The 26,043-nt window shown below is 61.4% G+C and carries 29 protein-coding genes; 24 read left to right on the forward strand and 5 right to left on the reverse strand.

Annotation, left to right across the window (positions count from 1 at the left end; genetic code table 11):
* Positions 1-306 precede the first annotated feature (306 nt).
* The 3 genes from rluC to AC19YT_RS15160 are packed head-to-tail and all read left to right on the forward strand — an operon-like array spanning position 307 to position 2,929.
* Positions 307-1,263, forward strand: a complete 957-nt coding sequence (rluC, locus tag AC19YT_RS15150; RefSeq protein WP_500599129.1) for a 23S rRNA pseudouridine(955/2504/2580) synthase RluC — start codon at positions 307-309, stop codon at positions 1,261-1,263.
* Positions 1,253-1,921: an HAD-IA family hydrolase gene (locus AC19YT_RS15155; RefSeq protein ID WP_500610541.1), complete on the forward strand. Its 669-nt coding sequence runs from the start codon at positions 1,253-1,255 to the stop codon at positions 1,919-1,921. Before rluC ends, AC19YT_RS15155 begins: the two co-directional genes overlap by 11 nt.
* Positions 1,922-1,939: 18 nt before the next feature.
* A complete protein-coding gene (locus AC19YT_RS15160) occupies positions 1,940-2,929 on the forward strand; it encodes a S49 family peptidase (protein WP_095110838.1) in 990 nt (329 codons plus the stop codon).
* Between the two features lie 102 nt (positions 2,930-3,031).
* Here AC19YT_RS15160 and AC19YT_RS15165 read toward each other — a convergent pair whose 3' ends face one another.
* Positions 3,032-3,610, reverse strand: coding sequence for a Maf family protein (locus AC19YT_RS15165; RefSeq protein ID WP_500599130.1), 579 nt, complete (start codon positions 3,608-3,610; stop codon positions 3,032-3,034).
* A gap of 105 nt (positions 3,611-3,715) precedes the next feature.
* On the opposite strand from AC19YT_RS15165, the gene AC19YT_RS15170 reads away from it, so the two are divergent.
* The 12 genes from AC19YT_RS15170 to AC19YT_RS15225 all read left to right on the forward strand — a co-directional run bounded on the left by AC19YT_RS15170 (position 3,716) and on the right by AC19YT_RS15225 (position 13,477).
* Positions 3,716-4,243 (forward strand): YceD family protein, encoded by a 528-nt coding sequence (locus tag AC19YT_RS15170; protein WP_017475815.1) that lies wholly within the window; start codon positions 3,716-3,718, stop codon positions 4,241-4,243.
* Between the two features lie 13 nt (positions 4,244-4,256).
* Complete coding sequence (rpmF, locus tag AC19YT_RS15175; protein ID WP_003179396.1) at positions 4,257-4,439, forward strand: 50S ribosomal protein L32; 183 nt, start codon at positions 4,257-4,259, stop codon at positions 4,437-4,439.
* Between the two features lie 3 nt (positions 4,440-4,442).
* Positions 4,443-5,453, forward strand: coding sequence for a phosphate acyltransferase PlsX (gene plsX, locus AC19YT_RS15180; protein ID WP_095110840.1), 1,011 nt, complete (start codon positions 4,443-4,445; stop codon positions 5,451-5,453).
* Positions 5,454-5,579: 126 nt separating this feature from the next.
* On the forward strand, positions 5,580-6,518 hold the full coding sequence (fabD, locus tag AC19YT_RS15185; protein ID WP_500610542.1) for an ACP S-malonyltransferase: 939 nt from the start codon (positions 5,580-5,582) through the stop codon (positions 6,516-6,518).
* A 16-nt stretch (positions 6,519-6,534) separates the two neighbouring features.
* Positions 6,535-7,278: a 3-oxoacyl-ACP reductase FabG gene (gene fabG, locus AC19YT_RS15190; protein WP_095110842.1), complete on the forward strand. Its 744-nt coding sequence runs from the start codon at positions 6,535-6,537 to the stop codon at positions 7,276-7,278.
* A gap of 191 nt (positions 7,279-7,469) precedes the next feature.
* A complete protein-coding gene (acpP, locus tag AC19YT_RS15195; protein ID WP_095110843.1) occupies positions 7,470-7,706 on the forward strand; it encodes an acyl carrier protein in 237 nt (78 codons plus the stop codon).
* Between the two features lie 111 nt (positions 7,707-7,817).
* The gene (fabF, locus tag AC19YT_RS15200; protein ID WP_095110844.1) at positions 7,818-9,062 is read left to right on the forward strand and encodes a beta-ketoacyl-ACP synthase II; all 1,245 of its coding nucleotides are present in this window, start codon (positions 7,818-7,820) and stop codon (positions 9,060-9,062) included.
* Positions 9,062-9,877 (forward strand): aminodeoxychorismate lyase, encoded by an 816-nt coding sequence (pabC, locus tag AC19YT_RS15205; protein ID WP_500599138.1) that lies wholly within the window; start codon positions 9,062-9,064, stop codon positions 9,875-9,877. The genes fabF and pabC overlap by 1 nt, the downstream gene beginning before the upstream one ends.
* Before the next feature lie 3 nt (positions 9,878-9,880).
* Entirely contained in the window at positions 9,881-11,005 is a 1,125-nt protein-coding gene (gene mltG / locus AC19YT_RS15210; protein ID WP_500610543.1) for an endolytic transglycosylase MltG, read from the forward strand.
* A 19-nt stretch (positions 11,006-11,024) separates the two neighbouring features.
* Entirely contained in the window at positions 11,025-11,657 is a 633-nt protein-coding gene (gene tmk, locus AC19YT_RS15215) for a dTMP kinase (protein WP_095110847.1), read from the forward strand.
* Entirely contained in the window at positions 11,650-12,636 is a 987-nt protein-coding gene (locus AC19YT_RS15220) for a DNA polymerase III subunit delta' (protein WP_095110848.1), read from the forward strand. The genes tmk and AC19YT_RS15220 overlap by 8 nt, the downstream gene beginning before the upstream one ends.
* Positions 12,637-12,688: 52 nt before the next feature.
* The gene (locus tag AC19YT_RS15225; RefSeq protein ID WP_095110849.1) at positions 12,689-13,477 is read left to right on the forward strand and encodes a TatD family hydrolase; all 789 of its coding nucleotides are present in this window, start codon (positions 12,689-12,691) and stop codon (positions 13,475-13,477) included.
* 222 nt (positions 13,478-13,699) lie between these two features.
* Here AC19YT_RS15225 and AC19YT_RS15230 read toward each other — a convergent pair whose 3' ends face one another.
* Complete coding sequence (locus tag AC19YT_RS15230; protein WP_500610544.1) at positions 13,700-14,833, reverse strand: aminotransferase class V-fold PLP-dependent enzyme; 1,134 nt, start codon at positions 14,831-14,833, stop codon at positions 13,700-13,702.
* A 78-nt stretch (positions 14,834-14,911) separates the two neighbouring features.
* On the opposite strand from AC19YT_RS15230, the gene AC19YT_RS15235 reads away from it, so the two are divergent.
* From AC19YT_RS15235 to AC19YT_RS15250, 4 genes are all read left to right on the forward strand, one after another.
* Positions 14,912-15,550, forward strand: coding sequence for a TetR/AcrR family transcriptional regulator (locus tag AC19YT_RS15235; protein WP_095110851.1), 639 nt, complete (start codon positions 14,912-14,914; stop codon positions 15,548-15,550).
* Between the two features lie 141 nt (positions 15,551-15,691).
* Positions 15,692-16,660: a GTP 3',8-cyclase MoaA gene (locus tag AC19YT_RS15240; protein WP_095110852.1), complete on the forward strand. Its 969-nt coding sequence runs from the start codon at positions 15,692-15,694 to the stop codon at positions 16,658-16,660.
* Between the two features lie 77 nt (positions 16,661-16,737).
* Positions 16,738-17,340, forward strand: coding sequence for a DUF4823 domain-containing protein (locus AC19YT_RS15245; RefSeq protein WP_500610545.1), 603 nt, complete (start codon positions 16,738-16,740; stop codon positions 17,338-17,340).
* Between the two features lie 20 nt (positions 17,341-17,360).
* Positions 17,361-17,921: a DUF1285 domain-containing protein gene (locus AC19YT_RS15250; RefSeq protein ID WP_095110854.1), complete on the forward strand. Its 561-nt coding sequence runs from the start codon at positions 17,361-17,363 to the stop codon at positions 17,919-17,921.
* A 16-nt stretch (positions 17,922-17,937) separates the two neighbouring features.
* Here the strand turns inward: AC19YT_RS15250 and AC19YT_RS15255 are convergent, their stop codons facing one another.
* On the reverse strand, positions 17,938-18,264 hold the full coding sequence (locus AC19YT_RS15255; protein WP_095110855.1) for a hypothetical protein: 327 nt from the start codon (positions 18,262-18,264) through the stop codon (positions 17,938-17,940).
* Positions 18,265-18,448: 184 nt separating this feature from the next.
* Between AC19YT_RS15255 and AC19YT_RS15260 the strand changes: the two genes are divergently transcribed.
* Positions 18,449-18,928: a GNAT family N-acetyltransferase gene (locus AC19YT_RS15260; protein WP_095110856.1), complete on the forward strand. Its 480-nt coding sequence runs from the start codon at positions 18,449-18,451 to the stop codon at positions 18,926-18,928.
* Positions 18,929-19,038: 110 nt separating this feature from the next.
* Here AC19YT_RS15260 and AC19YT_RS15265 read toward each other — a convergent pair whose 3' ends face one another.
* Complete coding sequence (locus AC19YT_RS15265; protein ID WP_095110857.1) at positions 19,039-20,091, reverse strand: NAD(P)-dependent alcohol dehydrogenase; 1,053 nt, start codon at positions 20,089-20,091, stop codon at positions 19,039-19,041.
* A 180-nt stretch (positions 20,092-20,271) separates the two neighbouring features.
* Between AC19YT_RS15265 and AC19YT_RS15270 the strand changes: the two genes are divergently transcribed.
* On the forward strand, positions 20,272-21,165 hold the full coding sequence (locus AC19YT_RS15270; protein ID WP_095110858.1) for an AraC family transcriptional regulator: 894 nt from the start codon (positions 20,272-20,274) through the stop codon (positions 21,163-21,165).
* A 67-nt stretch (positions 21,166-21,232) separates the two neighbouring features.
* On the opposite strand, the gene AC19YT_RS15275 is transcribed toward AC19YT_RS15270, so the two are convergent.
* Positions 21,233-22,897: an electron transfer flavoprotein-ubiquinone oxidoreductase gene (locus AC19YT_RS15275; protein ID WP_500599151.1), complete on the reverse strand. Its 1,665-nt coding sequence runs from the start codon at positions 22,895-22,897 to the stop codon at positions 21,233-21,235.
* Positions 22,898-23,456: 559 nt separating this feature from the next.
* On the opposite strand from AC19YT_RS15275, the gene AC19YT_RS15280 reads away from it, so the two are divergent.
* From AC19YT_RS15280 to AC19YT_RS15290, 3 genes are all read left to right on the forward strand, one after another.
* Positions 23,457-24,206, forward strand: a complete 750-nt coding sequence (locus tag AC19YT_RS15280) for an electron transfer flavoprotein subunit beta/FixA family protein (RefSeq protein ID WP_095110860.1) — start codon at positions 23,457-23,459, stop codon at positions 24,204-24,206.
* Complete coding sequence (locus AC19YT_RS15285; RefSeq protein ID WP_095110861.1) at positions 24,207-25,136, forward strand: electron transfer flavoprotein subunit alpha/FixB family protein; 930 nt, start codon at positions 24,207-24,209, stop codon at positions 25,134-25,136.
* An 80-nt stretch (positions 25,137-25,216) separates the two neighbouring features.
* Positions 25,217-26,041, forward strand: a complete 825-nt coding sequence (locus AC19YT_RS15290) for a substrate-binding periplasmic protein (RefSeq protein ID WP_500610546.1) — start codon at positions 25,217-25,219, stop codon at positions 26,039-26,041.
* The last annotated feature ends 2 nt before the right edge of the window (positions 26,042-26,043 follow it).

Consider the following 26,043-nt stretch of genomic DNA (forward strand, 5'->3'; position numbering starts at 1 on the left):
CCAAGGTTCATTCGCGACTGACTGCACTTTGTGAACTGGCCGTGAATATCGGCGTAAAAGGCGAGTAATGACTCTGCTTCTCACGCTCGCTTCAGGCCTCATGTCACCTGCGCTTGTTACACCCGCGAACCTTGCCTGTAAGTGGCGAAAGCCCCGTAGGACGGCCTCGCGTCCTGATGAATTGCGTTGGTCAGGGCCGGTGGTTGACCGTATATGCGCTGCCCAGGCCGCTTTTGGCGGCGTTCGCGACTATAGCAGCAATCATTAAGTGCTTCAAATCCATAAAAAATTGTTATCATTCGCGGCATGACGACTACTGCCCCCCCGACCCCCAGCGTCCAGCTGCTTGAGGTCTCGCCGGAATATGCCGGCCAACGTATCGATAACTTCCTGCTTGCCCGTCTCAAAGGCGTGCCCAAGACCTTGATTTATCGCATTTTGCGTAAAGGCGAAGTGCGGGTGAACAAGGGCCGGATCAAGCCCGAGTACAAGTTGCAAGCCGGCGATATCGTCCGTGTGCCGCCTGTGCGCGTGCCTGAGCGCGACGAGCCGGTGCCTTTGGCCCAGGGACTGTTGCAGCGCCTGGAAGCCTCGATTGTCTTTGAAGACAAGGCCCTGATTGTCATTAATAAGCCTGCTGGCATTGCCGTGCACGGTGGCAGTGGCTTGAATTTCGGCGTGATCGAGGCCTTTCGTCAGTTGCGCCCGGACACCAAGGAGCTGGAGCTGGTGCACCGCCTCGACCGCGACACCTCCGGCCTGCTGATGATCGCGAAGAAGCGCAGCATGCTGCGGCACTTGCACGCGGCATTGCGCGGCGATGGCGTGGACAAACGCTACATGGCGCTGGTACGCGGCAACTGGGCGACGTCCATCAAGCAAGTGCGGGCGCCGTTGCAGAAGAGCAACCTGCGTTCCGGCGAGCGCATGGTGGAAGTGGACGAGGAGGGCAAAGAGGCGCTGACCCTGTTCAAGGTGCTGCGCCGTTTCGGCGACTTCGCCACCATGGTCGAAGCCAAGCCTGTGACCGGCCGGACTCACCAGATTCGCGTCCACACGCTGCACGCCGGGCATTGCATCGCCGGTGACAGCAAGTACGGCGATGAAGAGTTCAGCAAGGAAATCCGCGACTTGGGCGGCAAGCGCCTGTTCCTGCATGCCTACATGCTGACAGTGCCGTTGCCCGATGGTGGCGAGCTCAAGTTGCAGGCGCCGGTCGACGAGATGTGGGCCAAGACCGTGGAGCGCCTGAGTGCAAGCTGACTACAAGCTGCTGATCTTCGATTGGGATGGCACCCTAGCCGACTCCGTTGGTCGGATTGTCGAGGCCATGCATGTGGCTTCCACCCGTTCGTCCCTGCCGCTGTGCAGCGACGAGGCGGTCAAGGGGATTATTGGCCTGGGCTTGCCCGAGGCGATTCGCACCCTGTACCCGCAGATCGGCGACGTCGAGCTGCTGGCGTTTCGGCAGCATTACGCAGATCACTACATAGCCCTTGAGGCCGAGCCTTCGCCTTTGTTTGCAGGTGTGGTGGAGTCGCTGGAGGGCTTTCGGCGCGACGGCTATCACTTGGCGGTGGCCACCGGCAAGGCGCGCCGAGGCCTGGATCGCGTGCTCAAGGCTCATGGCTGGGAAGATTTTTTCGACATCTCCCGGGCCGCGGATGAAACCGCGAGCAAGCCCCATCCTTTGATGCTTGAGGAAATCCTTGCCCATTGCCGTGTTCCGGCCGGGCAGGCGTTGATGGTGGGGGACTCTTCGTTCGACCTGCTGATGGCGCGCAATGCGGGGATGGATTCGGTGGCGGTCAGCTATGGAGCCCAATCGGTGGAGGCTTTGCGCACCTTCGAGCCGCGGTGGGTGATCGATCGTTTCTGCGAGTTGCGCGACTGGCTAGGCCGGGGCGCACCCATTAAGTAGTGGCTTGGGGTAGATGGCATGAGCAATGAATGGAAGGAACCCGTTAAGGCAGGCGCCGAGGCCGGTGAAGACAAGAGCTGGAAACTGCTGGAGAACACTCTCCTGGCGGGTGTGCAGGAGCAGCGCCGCTCGCGGCGCTGGGGGATTTTCTTCAAGCTGCTGACCTTTGTGTACCTGATGCTGGCGTTGGTGCTGTTTTCGCCCCTGATGGACATGGAAAAGAGCGCCGCCCGCGGCCCTGGCTACACCGCGCTGATCGATGTGGTTGGGGTGATTGCCGACAAGGAAGCGGCCAGCGCCGATAACATCGTCGCCAGCCTGCGTGCTGCGTTCGAGGACCCGAAGGTCAAGGGTGTGGTGCTGCGCATCAACAGTCCTGGCGGCAGCCCGGTGCAGTCCGGTTATGTCTACGACGAGATCCTCCGTTTGCGTGCTCTGTATCCAAAAACCAAAGTTTATGCGGTGATTTCGGACCTGGGCGCTTCCGGCGCCTATTACATCGCCAGCGCGGCGGACCAGATCTACGCCGACAAGGCCAGCCTGGTCGGCTCCATTGGGGTGACAGCGGCGGGCTACGGCTTTGTCGGCACCATGGAGAAGCTGGGCGTCGAGCGGCGCACCTACACCTCGGGCGAGCATAAGTCTTTCCTGGACCCGTTCCAGCCGCAAAAGCCTGAAGAGACGCAGTTCTGGCAAGGCGTGCTGGACACCACGCACCGCCAGTTCATTGCCAGCGTCAAGCAGGGCCGTGGCGAGCGCTTGAAGGACAAGGAACATCCGGAGTTGTTTTCCGGCCTCGTGTGGTCCGGCGAGCAGGCGTTGCCGTTGGGGTTGATCGATGGTCTGGGCAGCGCCAGTTCGGTGGCGCGGGATGTCATCAAGGAGAAGGAGCTGGTCGATTTCACCGTCCAGGAATCGCCCTTTGATCGCTTCTCGAAAAAGCTCGGTGCCAGCATTGCGCAGCAGATGGCGATGTGGATGGGCTTCCAGGGACCAGCCTTGCGCTAAGCGCAGTCATTCAAGTGGGGGCGACCCTGCTCGCGACAGTGGTATCACGGCCAGTGCCTGTGAAGTGCCGCCATCGCGAGCAGGCTCGCTCCCATTTTTGCTTCAGGGGATCTGCACGCCTTCGGTCAGTAGCATGTCTACCAAGCGAATCAGCGGTAGGCCGACCAGGCTGGTGGCATCCGGCCCTTCGGTGCTCTGGAACAGGCTGACCCCTAGGCCTTCAGCTTTGAAGCTGCCGGCGCAGTCGTAGGGTTGCTCGGTGCGCAAGTAACGCTCGATGCGTGGCGCATCGAGGTGGCGCATGTGCACGGTAAAGGGGATGCAATCGACCTGGCAGTGGCCTGTCTGGCTGTTGAGCAGGGCCAGGCCGGTGAGGAAGGTCACACGGCTACCGCTGGCGGCCAGCAGTTGTGCGCGGGCGTTCTCGAAGGTGTGGGGCTTGCCGATGATGCGGCCATCGAGTACGGCGACCTGGTCGGAGCCGATTATCAGGTGGGCATCGTGGCGGGTGGCGAGGGCTTGGGCTTTTTCCTGGGCGAGGCGCTTGACCAAGTCTGTCGCGGCTTCGCCGGGGCGGTGGCTTTCGTCGATATCCGGCGAACTGCAACTGAACTCAAGGTGTAACCGCTCGAGCAATTGGCGGCGGTAGAGCGAGCTTGAGGCAAGTAATAAAGGCAGCATGCGGTTCTCCAGAAAGTGGTTGGCAATTCTAGCCAGGCTGGCAAGTGACGCACAGGGCTGAATTTCCTTTGACATGGCTGGGGGCATCCCTATAATGCTGCGCCTATGTTGAATGACCCGATTCCACCTCACGTTGACCCGCGCAAATTGGCTGATCGTGGCACCACCCTTCAAGGTGAGGTGCTGCTGGCCGATTTGGAGAGACTCTGCGACCCGCTTTCCGACACTGTCGGTACGGTGCAGGCCAAATTCGTATTTGAGCGAGATGAACGTAAATCTGTGGTTATCCACAGCTTTATCGACACCGAAGTCAAAATGGTTTGCCAGCGTTGTCTTGAGCTGGTCACCCTGCCGATCCACAGCGAGTGCAGTTATGCCGTGGTGAAAGAGGGTGCGAATACCCAGTCGTTGCCGAAAGGTTATGACGTGCTGGAACTGGGCGAAGATCCTTTGGATCTGCAGTCACTGATCGAGGAGGAGCTTTTGCTCGCCTTGCCCATTGTGCCTGCTCATCATCCGGAAGAATGCCAGCAGCCGGCGGGTCTCGATGAGCCCGAACCGAGCGAGGACGAGGTAACGCGGTCCAACCCGTTCAGTGTATTGGCGCAGTTAAAGCGTGACCCAAACGTTTAGGAGTTAATCAATTATGGCTGTTCAGCAGAACAAAAAATCCCGCTCCGCCCGCGACATGCGTCGTTCCCACGACGCTCTCGAGGCTAGCACCCTGTCTGTAGAAAAAACCACGGGTGAAGTTCACCTGCGTCACCACGTATCGCCAGAAGGCGTATACCGTGGCCGTAAAGTGATCGACAAGGGCGCTGACGAGTAATCCTTGTCCGCTCAAGTCATCGCGATTGACGCAATGGGCGGGGACTTCGGTCCCCGCAGCATTGTCCAGGCCAGCCTTGCTTGTCTGTCTGCTACGCCATCGTTGCATCTGGCCCTCGTCGGTCAACCCTCCCTCCTTGAAGAAATGATTGCTGGCCATTCGGCTGTGGATCGTGCTCGCCTGGAAATCATCCCGGCAACGCAGGTGATTGCCATGGACGAGAAGCCGTCGCAGGCATTGCGTGGCAAGCCCGACTCTTCCATGCGGGTGGCGTTGCAATTGCTGCGCGATGGCAAGGTGCAGGCCTGTGTCAGTGCTGGCAATACCGGGGCGTTGATGGCGTTGGCGCGGCACGTGCTCAAGACCCTGCCGGGCATTGATCGCCCGGCAATGGTTGCGGCTATCCCGACCCAGGCGGGTTATTGCCAGTTGCTGGACCTTGGGGCGAATGTGGATTGCAGTGCCGAGCATCTGCTGCAATTCGCCATCATGGGGTCGGTGGCAGCCGAAGCTTTAGGTGTAGTGCGTCCGCGGGTGGCGTTGCTGAACATCGGCACTGAGGACATCAAGGGCAACCAACAGGTCAAGCTGGCCGCGACCTTGTTGCAGGCTGCCCCGGGCCTGAACTACATCGGCTTTGTCGAAGGCGACGGTTTGTACCGTGGCGAGGCCGATGTGGTGGTGTGCGACGGTTTTGTCGGCAACATCCTGCTCAAGTCCAGCGAAGGCCTGGCCACCATGATCGCGGCTCGCATCGAGGCGCTGTTCAGGCAAGGCTTGCTGTCGCGCATGGTTGGAGCCTTGGCAATGCCATTGATGCGGCGCTTGCAGCAAGACTTGGCCCCGGCGCGGCACAATGGCGCCAGTTTCTTGGGGTTGCAGGGCATCGTGGTGAAAAGCCATGGTTCGGCCGGTGTGCAGGGTTTCCAAAGTGCGATTCAGCGAGCCTTGATCGAGATTCAGGAGAACCTGCCCGAGCGCTTGCACGGTCGTTTGGAGGCGCTGTTGCCTTAGCGGCTTTTCGTAGGCCAGCGGGGCGATGTGACCGCTGGATTCAAATTGCCATCCAATTGTCAGTTTCTCGCGCCTACAGTAAGTGGCGCCAATTCTTCGACGACAAGATCATTAGGGGCTTGTTTCATGTCTACCTCCCTCGCATTCGTCTTTCCCGGACAGGGTTCGCAATCCCTCGGCATGCTGGCCGAGCTTGGCGCGCAATATCCGCTGGTTCTGGAAACCTTCAAGGAGGCTTCCGATGCTCTGGGCTATGACCTGTGGGCGTTGACCCAGCAGGGGCCGGAAGAACTGCTCAATCAGACCGACAAAACCCAGCCAGCGATCCTCACCGCGTCCATCGCTTTGTGGCGCTTGTGGTTGGCTGAAGGTGGCGCGCGCCCGGCTTACGTCGCCGGCCACAGCCTGGGTGAATACAGTGCATTGGTTGCGGCCGGTAGCCTGAGCCTTGGCGAAGCTGCCAAGTTGGTGGAGCGTCGCGGCCAGTTGATGCAAGAGGCCGTACCGGCCGGGCAGGGTGGCATGGCTGCGATTCTGGGCCTGGAAGACGCCGATGTGCTGACAGCCTGTGCCGAAGCGGCGCAGGGCGAAGTGGTTAGCGCGGTCAACTTCAATTCCCCGGGCCAGGTCGTCATCGCAGGTGCCAAGGCTGCGGTCGAGCGCGCCATCGAAGGCTGCAAGGCGCGTGGTGCCAAGCGCGCGATGCCGTTGCCGGTCAGCGTCCCGTCCCATTGCGAACTGATGCGCCCGGCGGCCGAGCGGTTTGCCGAGTCCGTCGCTGCCATTGATTGGCAGGTGCCGCAGATCCCCGTGGTGCAAAACGTCAGCGCCGCGGTTGCCGCAGACCTGGACACCCTCAAGCGCGATCTTCTGGAACAGTTGTACAAGCCTGTGCGTTGGGTGGAATCGGTGCAGGCACTGGCCGCTAAGGGCGCCACCCAATTGGTCGAATGCGGTCCAGGCAAAGTGCTCGCCGGCTTGAACAAGCGTTGCGCTGAAGGCGTTTCGACTGCAAACCTCAATACACCCGACGCTTTCGCTGCCGCTCGCGCAGCGTTGGCTTGAATCAGGAGAAGCCTGCATGAGTCTGCAAGGTAAAGTTGCATTGGTGACCGGCGCTAGCCGTGGTATTGGCCAGGCCATTGCGCTTGAGCTGGGGCGTCTGGGCGCTGTAGTGATCGGCACGGCAACCACTGCTTCGGGCGCCGAGCGCATTGCTCAGACCCTGAAGGAAAACGGCGTCCAAGGTACTGGTCTGGAGTTGAATGTGACCAGCAATGAGTCCGTTGCCGCCGTGTTGGCGAGCATTCAGGTGCAGTTCGGTGCGCCGGAGATCTTGGTCAATAATGCCGGTATCACCCGCGATAACCTGATGATGCGCATGAAAGATGACGAGTGGAACGATGTCATCGATACCAACTTGAACAGTCTCTTTCGTCTGTCCAAGGGTGTTCTGCGCGGTATGACCAAGGCACGCTGGGGGCGAATTATCAGTATTGGCTCGGTTGTGGGTGCCATGGGCAACGCGGGCCAAGTAAACTACGCGGCCGCCAAGTCGGGGCTGGAAGGTTTCACGCGCTCGCTGGCGCGGGAGTTGGGGTCGCGTTCGATCACGGTCAACGCAGTGGCTCCGGGGTTCATCGACACCGATATGACCCGCGAGCTGCCAGAAGCGCAACGTGAGGCTTTGCAGGCGCAAATCCCCCTGGGCCGTCTGGGGCAAGCTCAAGAGATCGCGCAAGTGGTCGCTTTTCTGGCTTCGGATGGTGCTGCTTACGTGACTGGGGCTACAATCCCGGTGAATGGCGGCATGTACATGAGTTAAATGTGACGGATCGCTTCAAAAAAATGTCATACGAGCTGTCTAAAATCCGTTATAAAGCTGCAATCTATTTATAGGCAGATGGTCGCAGGGTTTGAGGAGTGAAGCTTTCAGTTGAAAAGCTGAAAAGTCTTTCTATACACTTACCCACTGGCCAGCTGCCTGAATTTGTCCATTAGGAGTGAAAACAAGGTATGAGCACCATCGAAGAGCGCGTCAAGAAAATCGTTGCCGAGCAACTGGGCGTTAAAGAAGACGAAGTGAAGAACGATTCTTCCTTCGTAGAAGACCTGGGTGCCGACTCCCTTGACACCGTTGAGCTGGTGATGGCTCTGGAAGAGGAATTCGAGACCGAAATCCCTGACGAAGAAGCTGAAAAAATCACTACCGTTCAAGCGGCCATCGACTACGTTACTAGCCACCAGGCTTAATCGTTTGTAGTCGTTGCTAGCTGTCATGGAAAAACCGCACTGCCATCACGGCGTGCGGTTTTTTCTTTAGGCCTGATACAAAAGTGTCGTCATTAGAAAAAGGAGAGTGCTGTGTCGCGTAGACGCGTCGTAGTCACCGGTATGGGTATGTTGTCGCCATTGGGCACGGATGTTTCGAGCAGTTGGCAAGGCATTCTGGCCAGCCGCAGTGGCATTGGTCCGATCGAACACACGGACCTTTCTGCCTATTCCACCCGTTTTGGCGGCTCGGTAAAGAACTTCGATGTCGAGCAATACCTGTCGGCCAAGGAAGCGCGCAAGCTCGACCTGTTCATCCAGTATGGCCTGGCCGCTGGTTTCCAGGCAGTCAACCATGCGGGCCTGGAAGTTACCGACGCTAACCGCGAGCGCATTGGCGTGGCCATGGGCTCGGGTATTGGCGGCCTGACTAATATCGAAGAAACCAGCCGCACCCTGCATGAGCAGGGGCCGCGCCGGATCTCTCCTTTCTTCGTGCCTGGCTCGATCATCAATATGATCTCCGGTTTCCTGTCCATCCACTTGGGCACTCAGGGGCCGAACTACGCTATTTCCACGGCTTGCACCACGGGTACGCATTGCATCGGTATGGCTGCACGCAACATCGCCTACGGTGAAGCGGATGTGATGATCGCCGGCGGCGCTGAGATGGCGGCCTGTGGCTTGGGCATGGGCGGTTTTGGCGCGGCGCGTGCCTTGTCGACCCGCAATGACGAGCCAGCCCGCGCGAGCCGCCCTTGGGACAAGGGTCGTGATGGCTTTGTCCTATCCGATGGCGCCGGTGCGCTGGTACTCGAAGAGCTGGAGCACGCCAAGGCGCGTGGCGCGACCATTTATGCCGAGTTGATTGGCTTTGGCATGAGCGGCGACGCGTACCACATGACGTCGCCTTCGGCCGATGGCGCGGGCGCCGCGCGCTGCATGAGCAATGCACTGCGCGATGCCGGGATTGCCCCGCAAGACGTGGACTATATCAACGCCCACGGCACCTCCACCTCGGCGGGTGACCTGGCGGAAGTGCAGGCGATCAAGTCGGTGTTCGGCGAGCACGCCTACAAACTGGCGGTCAGCTCGACCAAGTCCATGACCGGCCATTTGCTTGGTGCCGCGGGCGCGATCGAGGCGATCTTCAGTGTGAAGGCGATCAACGACCAGATCGCGCCGCCCACCATCAACCTGGACGAACCGGACGAAGGTTGCGACCTCGACTTCGTGCCCCACGAAGCGCGGCGCATGCCCATTGATGTGGTGTTGTCCAACTCGTTCGGCTTTGGCGGCACCAATGGCTCCCTGGTGTTCCGCCGGTTCGTTGACTGATGCACAGCTGGGTTGACGGTCAGCCCGAAAGCGCTCTGCCACTCAAGGATCGTGGCCTGGCCTACGGCGACGGGTTGTTTGAAACCGTCGCCGTCAAGGGCGGTCGGCCCGTGTTGCTGGAGCGGCACTTGCTGCGGTTGGCCGAAGGCTGTTCACGCCTGGGCATCAACGCCGATGCGGCGCTGATCCGCAGTGAACTGCTGGCCTACGCGGCGGTGCTGGGGGAGGGCGTGCTCAAGCTGATCCTCACCCGCGGCGATAGCCTGCGCGGTTATGCCGCGCCGCCCGGCGCCCAGCCTCGGCGGATCCTGCAAGGCAACCCGCCCGCCGTCTATCCCTCTGCTCACGCGCAGCACGGCGTGCGCCTATTCCCCTGTACCACCCGGTTGGCCGAGCAACCCTTGCTGGCCGGCCTCAAGCACCTCAATCGCCTCGAACAAGTCATCGCCCGCGCCGAATGGCAGGACGCCGAGCACGCCGAAGGCCTGATGCTCGACACTTCGGGTCGTCTGATCGAAGGGGTGTTCAGCAATCTGTTCCTGGTACGTGATGCTGTGCTGTTGACGCCGGACCTGAGCCGTTGCGGCGTGGCCGGTGTGATGCGCGCCGAGTTACTGTTCCAAGCCGAGTCCCTGGGCATCGCCGTGCAGGTCGCGGACTTGGGGCTAGAGCACTTGCAGCGGGCCGACGAAGTCTTTGTGTGCAATAGCGTGTATGGCGTCTGGCCTGTGCGCGCTTATGCAGCGCTGAGCTGGCCGGTTGGCCCGCTCACCCGTAAACTGCAGAGCATTGCCCGCGCGCTACTGGATGTTTGATTCGTGAGACGTAAATTTTTGCTGCTGCTGGAAACCGGACTGGTTCTGGCAGGCTTGCTGCTGGGCGCTTCTGCCTGGAAGCTGTATTCGGCACTGGAGCAGCCGCTGAACCTGGCTACCGAAGAACTGCTGGAAGTCCCGGCCGGTTCGACCCCCACGGGAACCTTCAATCGCCTGCAAGCCGATGGCGTGCTTGAGGATGCTTTCTGGCTGCGCCTGTACTGGCGTTTTAACCTTGCTGGCCAGCCTTTGCACAGCGGTGAGTACCGCATGCTGCCGGGCATGACCGCCCAGGGCTTGATTGGCCTGTGGCAGCGCGGCGAAGTGGTGCAATACAGCCTGACCCTGGTTGAGGGTTGGAGCTTCCGCCAGGTGCGCTCCGCCCTGAGCAAGAACGACAAGTTGGAGCAGACCCTGGCGGGGCTGAGCGACAGCGAAGTGATGGAAAAACTGGGCCATGGCGGGGTGTTCCCCGAGGGACGGTTCTTTCCCGACACCTATAGTTTCGTGCGCGGCATGAGCGATGCCGAGTTGCTGAAAAAAGCCTACGAGCGTCTTGAGGAGGTGCTGGCCAAGGAGTGGAGCCGGCGCGCTGCCGACTTGCCCTACACCCAGCCCTATCAGGCGCTGATTATGGCCTCGCTGGTGGAGAAGGAAACCGGTGTGCCCCAGGAGCGCGGGCAGATTGCCGGGGTGTTCGTGCGCCGCATGCGCACCGGCATGATGCTGCAAACCGACCCGACGGTGATCTACGGCCTCGGCGAGCGCTACAACGGCAAGCTGACCCGCTCCCACCTGCGCGAACCAACGCCGTACAACACTTACACCAACTTCGGGTTGCCGCCGACGCCCATTGCTATGGTCGGGCGCGAAGCAATCAACGCCGCGCTCAACCCGGTTGCTGGCAGCAGCCTGTACTTTGTCGCCCGTGGCGATGGCAGCCATGTGTTCTCCGACGACCTGGATGCGCACAACGCCGCCGTGCACGAGTATCAGCTCAAGCGTCGTGCCGACTACCGCTCCAGTCCGGCGCCACTGCAGGTGCCGCAGGCTGCTCCTGAAGGCGTCGTGCCGCCCCAGGATGATGAGCCCGCGCTGGACGCCAACCCGCCGCAAAGCCCGCAATGACATTGATTAAGGACTGCCCGTGACTGGTTTGTTTATCACGCTGGAAGGCCCGGAAGGCGCCGGCAAAAGCACCAACCGCGAATACCTGGCCGAGCGCCTGCGCGCCGCCGGCATTGAAGTGTTACTGACCCGCGAACCGGGCGGCACACCGCTGGCCGAACGCATCCGCGAGGTGCTGCTGGCGCCCATCGATGAAGTGATGAACCCGGACACCGAGCTGCTGCTGGTGTTCGCCGCACGGGCCCAGCACTTGGCACAAGTGATCCGCCCGGCGCTGGCACGGGGCGCGGTGGTGCTGTGTGATCGCTTTACTGACTCCACTTACGCCTATCAAGGCGGCGGCCGCGGTTTGTCCGTGGAGCGTATCGCGGCGCTGGAAACGTTCGTTCAGGGCGATCTGCGCCCGGACCTGACGCTGGTGTTCGACCTGCCGGTGGAAATCGGCATGGCCCGGGCCAGCGCCCGTGGGCGGCTGGACCGCTTCGAGCTGGAAGATCGGCTGTTTTTCGACGCGGTTCGCAGCGCGTTCCTCGCCCGAGCCAAGGCGGACCCGGCGCGCTACCTGCTGGTGGACGCCGCTCAACCCCTGGCGCAGGTTCAACGTGCGCTGGATGCCCTGGTGCCGACCCTGCTGGAGCGCCATCGTGGCTGAAGCCTATCCGTGGCAGGACAGCCTCTGGCAGCAATTGGCCGGCCGCAGCCAGCACGCCCACGCTTATTTGCTGCACGGCCCCATGGGTATCGGCAAGCGCGCCCTGGCCGAACGCCTGATGGCCAGCCTGTTGTGCCAACGACCCGAGGGGCTGGAGGCTTGCGGCCAGTGCAAATCCTGCCTGCTGCTCAAGGCCGGTAGCCATCCGGACAACTACATTCTGGAGCCGGAAGAGGCGGACAAGGCGATCAAGGTCGATCAGGTCCGTGACCTGGTGAGTTTCGTGGTGCAGACCGCGCAAATGGGCGGGCGCAAAGTGGTGTTGATCGAGCCGGTGGAGGCGATGAACCACAACGCAGCCAACGCCTTGCTCAAAAGCCTCGAAGAACCCTCCGGCGACACGGTGCTGCTGCTGGTCAGCCACCAGCCAAGCCGCTTGCTGCCCACGGTCAAGAGCCGCTGCGTGCAGCAGGCGTGCCCGTTGCCGAGCCCAGCCATGAGCCTGCAATGGCTGGCCCAGGCGTTGCCCGACTGCACAACGGATGAGCGTGGTGAACTCCTGACCCTGGCCGCCGGCTCGCCGCTGTTGGCGGTCAACCTCCAGGCCCAGGGCGTGCGCGAGCAGCGGGCGTTGGTGGTTGAAGGGGTGAAGAAACTGCTCAAACAACAGCAATCGCCGACCCAATTGGCCGAGGGCTGGAATGCCATCCCGTTGTTACTGCTGTTCGACTGGTTCTGCGACTGGTCGAGCCTGATCCTGCGTTATCAACTGACCCACGACGAGGCTGGCCTGGGCCTGGCCGACATGCGCAAGGTTGTGCAGTACCTGGCGCAAAAGAGCCCGCAGGGCAAGGTCCTGGAGATCCAGGACTGGATCCTCGCCCAGCGCCAGAAAGTCCTGGGTAAGGCCAACCTCAATCGGGTGTTGTTGCTCGAAGCCCTGTTGGTGCAATGGGTGGGGTTGCTCGGCCGCCGTTGATCGGCGCCGCCCGCGGCGCTTTTTTATCCACAGAACCGAGTTGCGACTTTTTATGCTTGTAGATTCCCACTGCCACCTCGACCGCCTCGACCTGGCTGCCCACGGCGGCTCCCTGGACGCAGCACTGGATGCTGCCCGCCAATGTGGCGTCGGGCATTTCCTGTGCATTGGCGTCAGTGTCGACAACGCGGCCGACGTCAAGGCACTGGCCGAGCGCTATGACGATGTCGATTGTTCGGTGGGTGTTCACCCGCTCGACGTTCAGCCCGGCGCCGCGCCGGCGCTGGACTGGCTGCTGCGTGAGCTCAACCACCCGCGTGTCGTGGCCATTGGCGAGACGGGCCTGGATTACCACTACGAACCTGAAGCCGCCGAGTTGCAGCAAGCCTCATTCCGCCTGCACCTGGAGGCCGCCCAGCAAACCGGCAAACCGGTGATCGTCCACACCCGTGGCGCGCGGGCCGACACCCTGGCCCTGCTGCGCGAAGCAGCGTTGCCCCAAGCGGGCGTGCTGCACTGCTTCACAGAAGACTGGGACATGGCCAAAGCCGCGCTGGACCTGGGCTTCTACATCTCGCTGTCGGGGATTGTCACCTTCAAGAATGCCGAGGCCTTGCGCGATGTGGCGCGCCAGGTGCCGGCCGATCGCCTGCTGGTAGAGACCGACTCGCCTTACCTGGCCCCCATTCCGTACCGGGGCAAGCCCAACTTGCCGCAGTACGTGCGGGAAGTGGCGCAGTATCTGGCGATGCTGCGCGGCCAGCCCTTTGATGCGTTTGCCCGCCAAACCAGCGAGAACTTCCAGCGGTTGTTCCCGCTGGCTCGGGTCAAGCCGTTCTAAGGTAAATCGCGGGCAAAAAAAACCCGGGTTCTGGGGGGTGAATCCGGGTTAAGACCATTAGGAGTAAAACAAAGGCACGCGGTCCGTTGGTACCTTCATCGCCGCGACACTTGGGGGAGATGCCGCGTCGACAGCTCAAGTATTGATCACAATGGCGTTGCGTCCAGTTTGCGCTGGCTATTTCTTAAACAGATTTGGAATACGCGCGCTTCGCTTGAGTTCTCATTGCCGCGCCAGGGTAGCGACAATTGCGAGAGTTTCGTCGATTACGCGCTTTTCTGTATAGAAATGCGGGGAAAAACGCACACCCTCACCACGGGGGATGCACACCACCTGTTGCGCCATCAACTGCCGCCATAGCTGCTGATTATCGATGCCATCGATACTGAACGAGAAAATCCCGCCCCGACGCGCCGGATTCAGCGGGCTGTGCAAGCGCACCCCGGGAATGGCGCTCAAACCGTCTTGCAACCACTGCACCCGTTCGGCGATTAACCGGGCGACTTCTTCCATGCCCACGTCTTCGAGCAGCGACAGGCTGGCCTCCAGCGCCATGGCCCCGAGCATGTTGGGGCTGCCGCATTCAAAACGCCGTGCGCTTTGCGCCGGTTCCCACGCGGTGCGGCTGTAGTCGCCCATGTGTTCGAGCATGTGCCAGCCGAATTCATGCAGTTTGAGTTGTTCGCGCAACTCGGCACGGCAATAGAACACCCCCAGGCCTTCTGGGCCGAGCATCCACTTATGGCCGTCGGCCATGGCGAAGTCGCATTGATAGGCCTGCACATCGAAGGGCAGGGCGCCCAGTTGCTGGATCGCGTCAATACAAAACAGCACGTTGCGCTGCTTGCAGCCGGCCCCCAGGCGTCGCAGGTCCAGCAGCAGGCCGCTAGCGAACTGCACGGCGCTGACCGACATCAGCCGCGTGCGCGGCCCGCAGGCCGCCAGCAGCGCGGCTTCCGGGTCATCGCCCTTGAGGCTGACTTGCACCACTTCCACCCCTTGCCCGGCCAGGGCTTCCCAGACGATGCGGTTGGAGGGGAATTCTTCGTCGCTGATGACGATCTGGTCGCCGTTTTTCCAGCTCAAACCGAAGGCTACGAAAGAGAGGGCTTCTGATGTATTTTTGACCAGCGCCACGTCATCCGTTGCCGGTGCGTTGAGCAGGCGGGTAAGGCGTTCGCGAAGGCGTTGTTCCAGTACCATCCAGTCCGGATAGTCCCTGGCGCCGAGCAAAACGTTCTCCTGGGCGAAGCGGGTGACGGCTAATGCGGCGCGATTGGGCCAGGGCGCAACGGCCGCGTGGTTCAAATAACGCAGGCCGGGAGCCTGTACAAATTCATCAAGAAACGTAGTCATGGTCGGATGATCCGTGCAATTTGGCGCAAGTTAGGCATAATACGCGGCTTCGATTTTGACCCCTACAGACCTTTTCTTATGCACAAAGAACCTCGTAAGGTCCGTGAGTTTCGTCGCCGCGAGCAAGAAATTCTCGATACCGCGCTCAAGCTGTTCCTCGAACAAGGTGAAGACAGTGTCACCGTCGAGATGATCGCTGATGCCGTGGGTATCGGCAAAGGCACGATCTACAAGCACTTCAAGTCTAAGGCGGAGATCTACCTGCGCTTGATGCTCGATTACGAGCGCGACCTGAATGAGCTGCTGCACTCTGCCGATGTGGACAAGGATAAGGAAGCCCTGTCCCGGGCTTACTTTGAGTTCCGCATGCGCGACCCGCAGCGCTATCGCTTGTTCGATCGCCTGGAAGAGAAGGTGGTCAAGGGCAACCAGGTTCCGGAGATGGTCGAAGAATTGCACAAGATCCGTGCTTCGAACTTCGAGCGCCTGACCCTGTTGATTAAGGGCCGCATCAGCGAGGGCAAGCTCGAAGACGTGCCGCCGTATTTCCACTATTGCGCGTCCTGGGCGCTGGTCCACGGCGCCGTGGCGCTGTACCACTCGCCGTTCTGGAGCAATGTGCTGGAAGACCAGGAAGGCTTCTTCCAGTTCCTGATGGATATCGGTGTGCGCATGGGCAACAAGCGCAAGCGCGACACCGACGCCCCGGGCAGTTGAGCCATTCAAGTGCTTTATTGCGCCATCATTGAGCTACGTGGCGCGAACCTCCCCAGCTTATACTCAGGCATGGGACTTGCTAAAATCTGATTTATAAGTCAGGTTTTGCCGGTTCCGATTTTTCTTCCGCCGGAGTGCTTCATGATCGTTGACCGTCAAGGCAGGCGTTTTCGCAATTTGCGTATCAGCCTGACTTCAGCCTGCAACTATGCCTGTACCTACTGCGTGCCCAACGGCAAGCGGCTGGTGGCTGCGCAGGATGAACTGTCGGCCGAGGCCATGGCCCGGGGCGTGGCGTACCTGATCGAGGCGGCAGGCATCGAGCGTTTGCGCATCACCGGCGGCGAACCACTGGTCAGCCCCAAGCTGGAAGCGTTCATGGCGGCCGTGGGGCAGATGGGCCTGGCGGACATTAGCCTGACGACCAATGGCCAGTTGCTGACGCGCAAGTTGCCCTCCCTGGTGCAGGCCGGCATCCGCCGCATCAACGTTTCCCTCGACACCCTCGACCCGCAAGCCTTCCGCGCCATCGCCCGGGGCGGCGACCTACCCACCGTGCTCGACGGTATGGCCCAGGCCAAGGCCGCCGGGATGAAGGTCAAGGTCAACATGGTGCCGTTGCGCGGGCAGAACCTGGACCAGGTGATGCCGCTGCTCGACTACTGCCTGGAGCGTGGCTACGAGTTGCGCTTCATCGAGTTGATGCGCATGGGCCACCTGGCCAGCGATGGCAATAGCTTCCTGCAGCAGTTTGTCAGCCTCCAGCAGTTGCTGGGCTTGATTGGCGAACGCTACGAATACTTGCAAGCCGACGCCCCGGTGGACGCCACTGCGGTGCGCTACGAAGTACCGGGCCATGGCTTCTTCGGTGTGATTGCCAATGAAAGCGTGCCGTTTTGCCGGACCTGTTCGCGCTTGCGTCTGTCGTCCACCGGTTGGCTGCATGGCTGCCTGTCGTCGAGCAACCGCCACTACATCGGCGACTTGCTGGACAAACCGCGCCACCAGGCCCTGCCCGCGTTGCAGCGGCTGCTGATGAAAGCCCTGGACGACAAGCAGGAAGTGGCGTTCTCCGGCGGCGCGACGGTGATGAAGATCATTGGCGGCTGAGGCCCAGGCAGGCTGGCCCGGAAGCTGCATCTGGTGCCCATTCGCCGGTTTTCCGTCACCGGCCTCTGGAGGGTAGGATGCGTAGCCTGGTTTTGCTGCTGGCCGTTTTGGCGCTTGGTGGCTGCATGAATGTCAGTGACCTGGGCGAGGGCGCTCGCTACCACATGAGCGATGCGGGCCTGTTGGACCACAGCGATACCCGCCGCACCAGCTCCGTGCGCATCCAACCCGATTCCTTCGTGTTTATCGCCCAGGGCGCGTTCGTCCCGCCGGGCAGCGCTTACCCGCGGCCCAATGTGGTGGCCGAAGAGGCGTTCAACAGCTTCGTCGAGTATTTCCCCATGGTGCGCCGCGCCCGTGCCCCCGAAGGGCTGGACGAGGCAATGACCGAGGCTCGCGCCGCCGGCGCCCATTACCTGCTCTACACCCGCTTCGCCAAGGCCGAAGACCGCATCGGCAACTACGATGAATGGGCCGACCAGGAAGCCGTGGATCGCCTAGGGGTGGACACCGGTGTGATTCAGATCATGCTGATCGAGACCAGTACCCAATACCTGATCGACACGGCGCGCATCCGCAGCCGTGGCGGTTTACTGACGTTCCATGACAACACGCCGCAAGACCTGCTCGGCCAACCCCTGCGCCAGTACGCGCGCAGCCTGCTGGGCCTGAGCGACTGAGCGCGGCCCCCGGAGCCTCCATGAGCGACACGCAAAAAGCCCTCGACCTGTTCGCCCAGATCCCCAAGGCCAAGGGCCTGCCGCCGGTGCACCTGTGGAATCCCGAGTTCTGCGGCGATATCGATATGCGCATCGCCCGCGACGGCACCTGGTACTACCAGGGCACGCCCATTGGCCGCAAGCCGATGGTCAAGTTGTTCTCCACCATCCTGCGCCGCGACGGCGATGACTACTTCCTGATTACCCCTGTGGAAAAAGTCGGGATCAAGGTCGATGACGCGCCGTTCATTGCCGTGACCCTGGAGGTTGAAGGGCAGGGCGAGAGCCAAGTGTTGCGTTTTACCAGCAATGTCGAAGAATCCTTCGCCGCCGATGCCGAACACCCATTGCGGGTGGTGATCGATCCTGCGAGCCAGGAGCCAGCGCCCTACGTGCTGGTACGCAGCAATCTGGAAGCGCTGATCCACCGCAACGTCTTCTACCAATTGGTGGAGCTGGCGGTGAGCCGCCCCATCGATGGCCAGAACTGGCTCGGGGTGTGGAGCGCCGGGGTGTTCTTCCCCATCGGCCTGGAACCCTGAGCCAGGGGCCTGGCGCTTACTGAGCGGCGCCGTTGCCTTCGGAGCCGGAACCGCCGGTGGTGGTTTTCGAGCCGCTGCCCATCTTGCCGTTTTCCGGATCGGGCGCGCCGCCCTGGCGGCCGCTGTCGTTACCCTGCACCCGCGGGTCGGTGCCGGTGGATGGAGGCAGGCCGCCGTTATCCATGGCGCCGCCGGTGTCCATCGACGGTGTCGAGCCCTGGGTGGTGGGCGGCGTTGGCGAATCGACCGGGTTGGTCGGCCCGGTGGAACCGGCGAACGAGGCCAGGGAAACCGAGGACAGCAGGCCGGCCAGGGCCAGGTTTGTAAGGAGTGAGCGATTCATGGTGTCGTCTCCAATGTCAGGGGGTTACCTTCAATTGGTCAGCCGCTGGCCGGTGGGGTGCCGGGCGGGCGACGGGCGGTGCTGATCCTGCTGCGAAGGTTCTGCCATTCGCCGCTGAAATTGAGCTGCGCCAGGTCGGCAAACTGCATTAGCATCGCCTTTTGAATTTTTGCCAGGATCGTCCATGACCATCGAAATCCGCCCGGCGTTGCCCAGTGACGCCCAGCAAATCCTTTCCTTTATCACTGAGCTTGCGGATTACGAGAAGGCCCGCCACGAAGTCATTGCCAGCGTCGCCGACATCCAGCGCAGCCTGTTCGGCGAAGGCGCCACGGCCCATGGCCTGATTTGCCTGCGCGACGGTTTGCCGATCGGCTTCGCGGTGTTCTTTTTCAGCTACTCGACCTGGCTGGGCAGCAATTGCCTGTACCTCGAAGACCTGTACATCAACCCGGAGCAGCGTGGCGGCGGCGCGGGCAAGAAACTGCTGCGCCACCTGGCGCGCATTGCCTGCGACAACGGTTGCGGGCGTTTCGAGTGGAGCGTGCTGGACTGGAACGAGCCGGCGATCAAATTCTATGAATCCATCGGCGCCAAGCCCCAGGAAGAATGGGTGCGCTATCGCATGGAGGGGGATTCTCTGCGCGAGTTTGCCCAGGGCTGACACCGCGTCTGTGTTGGCAGGGCCACGGCCATCGCGAGCAAGCCGTCCGGGTTGGGAGCGAGCCTGCCCGCGATGAGGTCAGAACAAACGCAGCTTTTCTATCGGCCGGTTCAGCCCTTGAGCGTGGCCATGTCGATCACGAAGCGGTACTTCACATCGCCGGCGATCATGCGGGTGTAGGCCTCGTTGATCTGGCGGATGTCGAGCATTTCGATGTCGCAGGTGATGTTGTGCTCGGCGCAGAAATCCAGCACTTCCTGGGTTTCGGCCATGCCGCCGATCAATGAGCCTGCCAGTACGCGGCGCTGGGTCACCAGGTGTGCGGCGTGGATCGGCGGGTTCACCGGTTCGATCAGCCCGACCAGGATATGCACACCGTCAAAGCGCAGGGTTTGCAGGTAGGGGTTGAGGTCGTGCTGCACCGGGATGGTGTCGAGCAGGAAGTCGAACTGCCCTGCGGCGGCAGCCATCTGCGCGGCGTCGGTGGATACGATCACATGGTCCGCACCCTGGCGCCGCGCTTCTTCAGCCTTGCTGGCGGAACGGGTGAACAGGGTCACTTCTGCGCCCATGGCTTTGGCGAACTTGATGCCCATATGGCCCAGGCCACCCATACCGAGGATGCCAACCTTGTCACCGGGCTCGACACCGTAGTGCTTGAGGGGCGAGTAGGTGGTGATGCCGGCGCAAAGGATCGGCGCGGCGCTGGCCAGGTCCAGCTTGGCCGGGATGCGCACCACAAAGCGCTCGCTGACCACGATGCTGTCGGAGTAACCGCCCATGGTGTTGCTGCCATCGACCCGGTCCGGGGTGGCGTAGGTCATGGTCGGGCCTTCGAGGCAGTACTGCTCCAGGTCGGCGTGGCAGGCGTCGCAGTGGCGGCAGGAATCGACCATGCAACCCACGCCCACCAGGTCGCCGACCTTGTGGGCCGTGACCTGGGCGCCGATGGCGGTGACCTTGCCGACGATTTCATGGCCCGGCATCAGCGGGTATACGGCGATGCCCCACTCGTTGCGCGCCTGATGGATGTCGGAGTGGCACACGCCGCAGTAGAGGATTTCGATGGCCACGTCGTCGGGGCGCGGGCTGCGGCGTTGGAAGGTCATGGGGGCGAGGGGAGTGGTCGCGGACTGGGCGGCGTAACCGATGGCTGTGTACATGAAGAACCTCGCAGATGCGTTGACTGTTGAGGCGGGTTATTTTGCGCGCCGGTGGCCCGGCTCGACAGGGCGAATACTCCGGCTCTCTTGCCTATTCCTCCGGATTCGCCCCGTGGCGCGCGGCAACGGCCAGCAGACCTGCGATGATGGGCGCCTCATTTTTTGCCTGAAGCCTGTGCCATGTTGTTGACCCGTCATTTGGACGCCAATGCCACGTTGGTTGCCTTGCTCGCGCCGCTTGCTACCCGCGATGGCTTCATTCCCACCGCCGTGCCGGGCGTGCAATTGCTGCGCGCCAGCCGGGATGTGGCGCGCGGGCCACAGATCTACGAGCCGAGCCTGATGGTTATCGTGCAGGGCAGCAAACTGGCGTATCTGGGCCCGCGCACCCTGGAATACGGCGCTGGCCATTACCTGATCCAGGCGTTGCCGGTGCCGTTCGAGTGCGAAACCTTCGCCTCGGCGGATGCGCCTTTATTGGGCTTGGCGATCGGCATCGACCGCGCCGTGCTCGGCGAGTTGGTGTTGGCGATGGGCCGCGACGAGGGAGGCCCCGTGGCGGCGCAAACCCTGGAGTCCATGAGCTCGGCGGTGCTCGATGACAGCATGCGCGGTTGCGTCGAGCGGCTGTTGCGCTGCCTGCACGATCCGCTGGAATGCCAGGTGATGGGCAGCGCCCGTTTGCGCGAGCTGTTGTTCGTCGCGCTGCGCGGGCCCCAGGCCGATGTGCTGCGGGCGCTGGTGGAACAGCAGGGGCAATTTGCCCGGGTCGCCGCGTCCCTCAGCCATTTGCACGAGCACTATGCCGAGCCGCTGAATGTGGAAACCCTGGCGCGCTACGCGAACATGAGCGCATCGACCTTCCACGAGCATTTCAAGCGCAGCACCCTGTTGTCGCCGGTGCAGTACCTCAAACGCCTGCGTTTGCTCAAGGCCCAGCAATTGCTGGTGGCCGAAGGCATGGGCGTGGCTCAGGCGGCCCACCGCGTGGGGTATCAGAGCACCTCGCAGTTCAGCCGTGAGTACAAGCGCTATTTCGAGCGTAACCCGGGGGCGGAGCGGGTGGCGTCGTAGGCGGGCGCTAAAGCGGCGGGCAACAAAAAGGCCCCCATGCGGGAGCCTCGATGTTCAAGCGTGCGGCTTACATGTTCGGGTAAGTCGGGCCGCCAGCGCCTTCGGGCGTGACCCAGGTGATGTTCTGCGCAGGGTCCTTGATGTCACAGGTCTTGCAGTGCACGCAGTTCTGGGCGTTGATCTGGAAGCGCTTTTCGCCGTCTTCTTTGGTGATGACTTCGTATACGCCGGCCGGGCAGTAGCGCTGCGCCGGTTCGTCGTACAACGGCAGGTTCTGGTTGATCGGGATGCTCGGGTCGGCCAGTTTCAAGTGGCAGGGCTGCTCTTCTTCATGGTTGGTGCTGGAGAGGAATACCGAGCTGAGCTTATCGAAACTCAGTTTGCCGTCGGGCTTGGGGTAGTCGATCTTCTTGCTGTCCTTGGCCAGCTTGAGGCAGGCGTAGTCCGGCTTGGTGTCGTGCAGGGTGAACGGGATCTTGCTGCCCAGGATGTTCTGGTCGAACCAGTTGAACCCGGCGCCCAGGATCGGGCCGAACTTGTGCATCGCCGGGCCGAAGTTGCGGGTGGCGAAGAGTTCCTCGTAGAGCCAGCTGGCCTTGAACGCATCGACGTAGCTGGTCAGCTCGTCAGCGCCTTCGCCGCCGGCCAGCAGCGCATCGGCCACGGCGTCGGCGGCGAGCATGCCGGACTTCATGGCCGTGTGGCTGCCCTTGATCTTGGCGACGTTCATGGTGCCCAGGTCGCAACCGATCAGCGCGCCACCCTTGAAGACCATTTTCGGCAGCGAATTCAGGCCGCCCTTACTCAGTGCGCGGGCGCCGTAGCTGATGCGCTTGCCGCCTTCGAGGTACTGCTTGAGCACGGGGTGATGCTTGAGGCGCTGGAACTCATCGAACGGCGACAGGAAGGTGTTGCTGTAGGACAGATCGACGATCAGGCCGACCACCACTTGGTTGTTTTCCAGGTGATAAAGGAACGAGCCACCGGTGTTCTCGTTGCTCATGATGTCCAGCGGCCAGCCGGCGGTGTGCATTACCAGGCCTGGCTGATGCTTGGCCGGGTCGATTTCCCAGATTTCCTTCAGGCCGATGCCGTAGTGCTGGGCGTCGGCGTCGCTGCCCAGGTCGAAACGCTTGATGAGTTGCTTGCCGATATGGCCACGGCAGCCTTCGGCGAACAGCGTGTACTTGCCACGCAGTTCCATGCCGGGGGTGTACAGGCCTTCCTTGGGCTGGCCTTCGCGGTCTACGCCCAGGTCGCCGGTAATGATGCCGCGCACCACGCCGTTTTCGTCGAACAGCGCTTCCTGGGCAGCGAAGCCTGGGTAGATCTCCACGCCCAGGTTCTCGGCCTGCTGGGCCAGCCAGCGGCACAGGTTGCCCAGGGAGATGATGTAGTTGCCTTCGTTGTGCATGCTCTTGGGCACAAAGAAGTCGGGAACTTTGGTAGCGTTCTCGGCACTGCGCAGTACATAAATGTCATCGCGTACCACTGGCGTGTTCAGCGGTGCGCCCAGTTCCTTCCAGTCCGGGAACAGTTCGTTCAGGGCCCGGGGTTCAAACACGGCGCCCGACAGGATGTGCGCACCGACTTCCGAGCCTTTTTCGACCACACAGACGCTGATTTCCTGGCCCGCTTGCGCGGCCTTTTGCTTCAGACGGCAGGCGGCAGACAGGCCAGCGGGGCCGGCTCCGACGATGACTACGTCGAATTCCATGTATTCGCGTTCCACAGGCTCTCTCCTACTCAAGGCTCACAGTTTTTTCTAATTGGAGGTTTGGTGTTGCATCCGTTGTTTGGGCTACCGCTTTATGACGCCGCACTCAAGGGGGGCAAGCAATGGATGACCCACCTGTCTCTCTAAGCGGCGCATTATATCTACACCACTCTCAGCGTCCAATACAAACGTTTGTTTGAATTTGCTGGAAGCCAGATAAATCAAAGAAGCGCGGCTTATAACTGACCATTTTGCCGTATTGACCGGAATAGGCGTTCCGGTCAAGATACGGTCGGTTTTGCGCTCGCCGTAGGCTGGCTGTTGGTTTCAAGAGCACCTCTAAAGACAGGGCGAAGGCAGCATCAGGTGACATAGGCGCGTGGTTTGGCGCGCAGTTTACACACCGCGAAAGGGAATGACTTGTCAGTCACTACTGACGAATGGTCATCCGCCTTGCGGGCACAGTCCCCCGTTCAATATGCCGGCGTTTTTAGAGGTGCCCTTGCGCCGATAAGCATCAACCGCCAGGTTCGCCTAGGCGACTTTCTTTTCACCGGAGAGTAACGAGGAATCCATGAAGGTTCTTGTAGCTGTCAAACGAGTGGTCGACTATAACGTCAAGGTTCGCGTCAAAGCGGACAACTCCGGCGTCGACCTCGCTAACGTCAAGATGTCGATGAACCCTTTCTGCGAAATCGCAGTGGAAGAAGCGGTACGCCTGAAAGAGAAAGGTGTAGCGACTGAAATCGTCGTCGTCTCCATTGGTCCGTCCACTGCCCAAGAGCAACTGCGTACCGCACTGGCCCTGGGTGCCGATCGTGCCATCCTCGTCGAATCCGCCGATGAACTGAACTCCCTGGCCGTGGCCAAGCTGCTCAAGGCTGTGGTCGATAAGGAGCAGCCGCAACTGGTGATCCTGGGTAAACAGGCCATCGATAGCGACAACAACCAGACCGGCCAGATGCTGGCGGCGCTGACCGGTTTCGGCCAGGGCACCTTCGCGTCGAAAGTCGAAGTGGCGGGCGACAAGGTTGCAGTCACCCGCGAAATCGACGGCGGCGCGCAAACAGTCTCACTGAGCCTGCCAGCGATCGTCACCACCGACCTGCGTTTGAACGAGCCGCGCTACGCGTCCCTGCCAAACATCATGAAAGCCAAGAAGAAGCCTCTGGAAGTGCTGACTCCGGACGCTTTGGGCGTTTCCACCGCCTCCACCAACAAGACCCTGAAAGTCGAAGCGCCGGCTGCACGCAGCGCGGGTATCAAGGTCAAGTCGGTGGCTGAACTGGTCGAGAAACTGAAAAACGAAGCGAAGGTAATCTAAATGACTATCTTGGTTATTGCTGAACACGACAACAAAGTGCTGGCCCCGGCCACGCTGAACACTGTGGCTGCGGCTGCGAAAATCGGTGGCGACATTCACATCCTGGTAGCGGGCTCCAACGCTGGCGCCGTGGCTGAAGCCGCTGCGAAAGTGGCTGGTGTGTCCAAGGTGCTGCTGGCCGACAACGCTGCCTATGCCCACCAGTTGCCGGAAAACGTCGCGCCGCTGGTTGCCGAACTGGGCGCTGGCTACAGCCACATCCTGGCTGCCGCGACTTCCAACGGCAAAAACATCCTGCCGCGCGTTGCCGCTCAGTTGGACGTTGACCAGATCTCCGAGATCATCTCGGTAGAATCGGCCGACACCTTCAAGCGCCCGATCTACGCCGGTAACGCCATTGCTACCGTGCAATCCTCGGCCTCGGTGAAAGTCATCACCGTGCGTGCCACCGGTTTCGACCCGGTTGCCGCCGAGGGCGGTTCGGCCGCGGTTGAAGCCGTTGGTGCTGCGCACGACGCGGGCAAGTCGTCCTTCGTTGGCGAAGAGCTGGCCAAGTCCGACCGCCCTGAGCTGACCGCTGCCAAGATCGTCGTTTCCGGCGGCCGTGGCATGCAGAACGGCGACAACTTCAAGCACCTCTACGCCCTGGCCGATAAGCTGGGGGCTGCTGTGGGTGCTTCCCGTGCGGCCGTGGACGCAGGCTTCGTGCCTAACGATATGCAGGTTGGCCAGACCGGTAAGATCGTCGCGCCACAGCTGTACATCGCTGTCGGTATCTCCGGCGCGATTCAGCATTTGGCCGGTATGAAAGACTCCAAAGTGATCGTCGCGATCAACAAGGACGAAGAAGCACCGATCTTCCAGGTGGCTGATTACGGCCTAGTAGCTGACTTGTTTGAAGCTGTACCTGAGTTGGAGAAGCTGGTTTAAACCAGTCGCTTCACTTATAAAGAGCCCGGCCTTATGGTCGGGCTTTTTTTATTGTGTTCACTGTGGGTGGGGAGGTAGGCATGGCGTTGCGACGCTTGGGCGGAATGTCGTTGCTGGTGGGGTTGGGCCTGTTGCCGGTACTGGCGGGCGCGGCCGGTAAATGCGAGCGGCTGGTGGTGACTGGCAGCCCGGATGCCCCGCCCTACCTGTGGCAGGACCCGCAAGACCCCAAACATTTGATCGGCGCCAGTGCCGACCTGATGCAGCAAGTGGCCGGTGAGCTGGGGCTTAAGGTCGAAGTGTTGTACGCCGGCAAACGGGCCCAGGCCTTGGACGAAGTGCGCAGCGGGCGCATGGACCTGCTGCTGGACGCACCGTTGACGGTTAATGAACTGGCCGCCCTGGACTACGTGCACCCACCGCTGGTACGCAACGACTATCTGGTCTGGACCCGCAAGGATTCGCCGCTGGTCTACAGCCAGGCTTCAGACTTACAGGGCCACTCCGGGGCCTTGTCGCAAAAGGCCCGGCTTACCCAGGATTTTGAACTGTTCGCCGAGCAAAACCTGGCCCTGGTGCGCACCCCCAACCTGACCCAGGCCTTGCAGAAATTGCTGCTGGGCGAAGTGGAATACGTCCTGGCCGGGCGCTATGCGGGAATGGCCATGGCCCAGACCCTGGGCATGGCCGACGACCTCCTGGCCCACGGGCAAGCAGTGGATCAGCCGGGGTTGTTCCTGGCGGTTTCCCATAACTCGGCCTGCAACGATCCATGGTTGCGCGGACAGTTGGCCAAAAAGATGACAGAATTGCCAGCGTCCGGCCTGGCGCAGGCTGTGCTGCAGCGCAATATCGAGCGCTGGAAGGCCCAGCAGAAGCAACCCGCCAGCGCCCCAAATCAGTAGGG

The sequence above is a fragment of the Pseudomonas sp. MF08875 genome, from assembly GCF_059862525.1.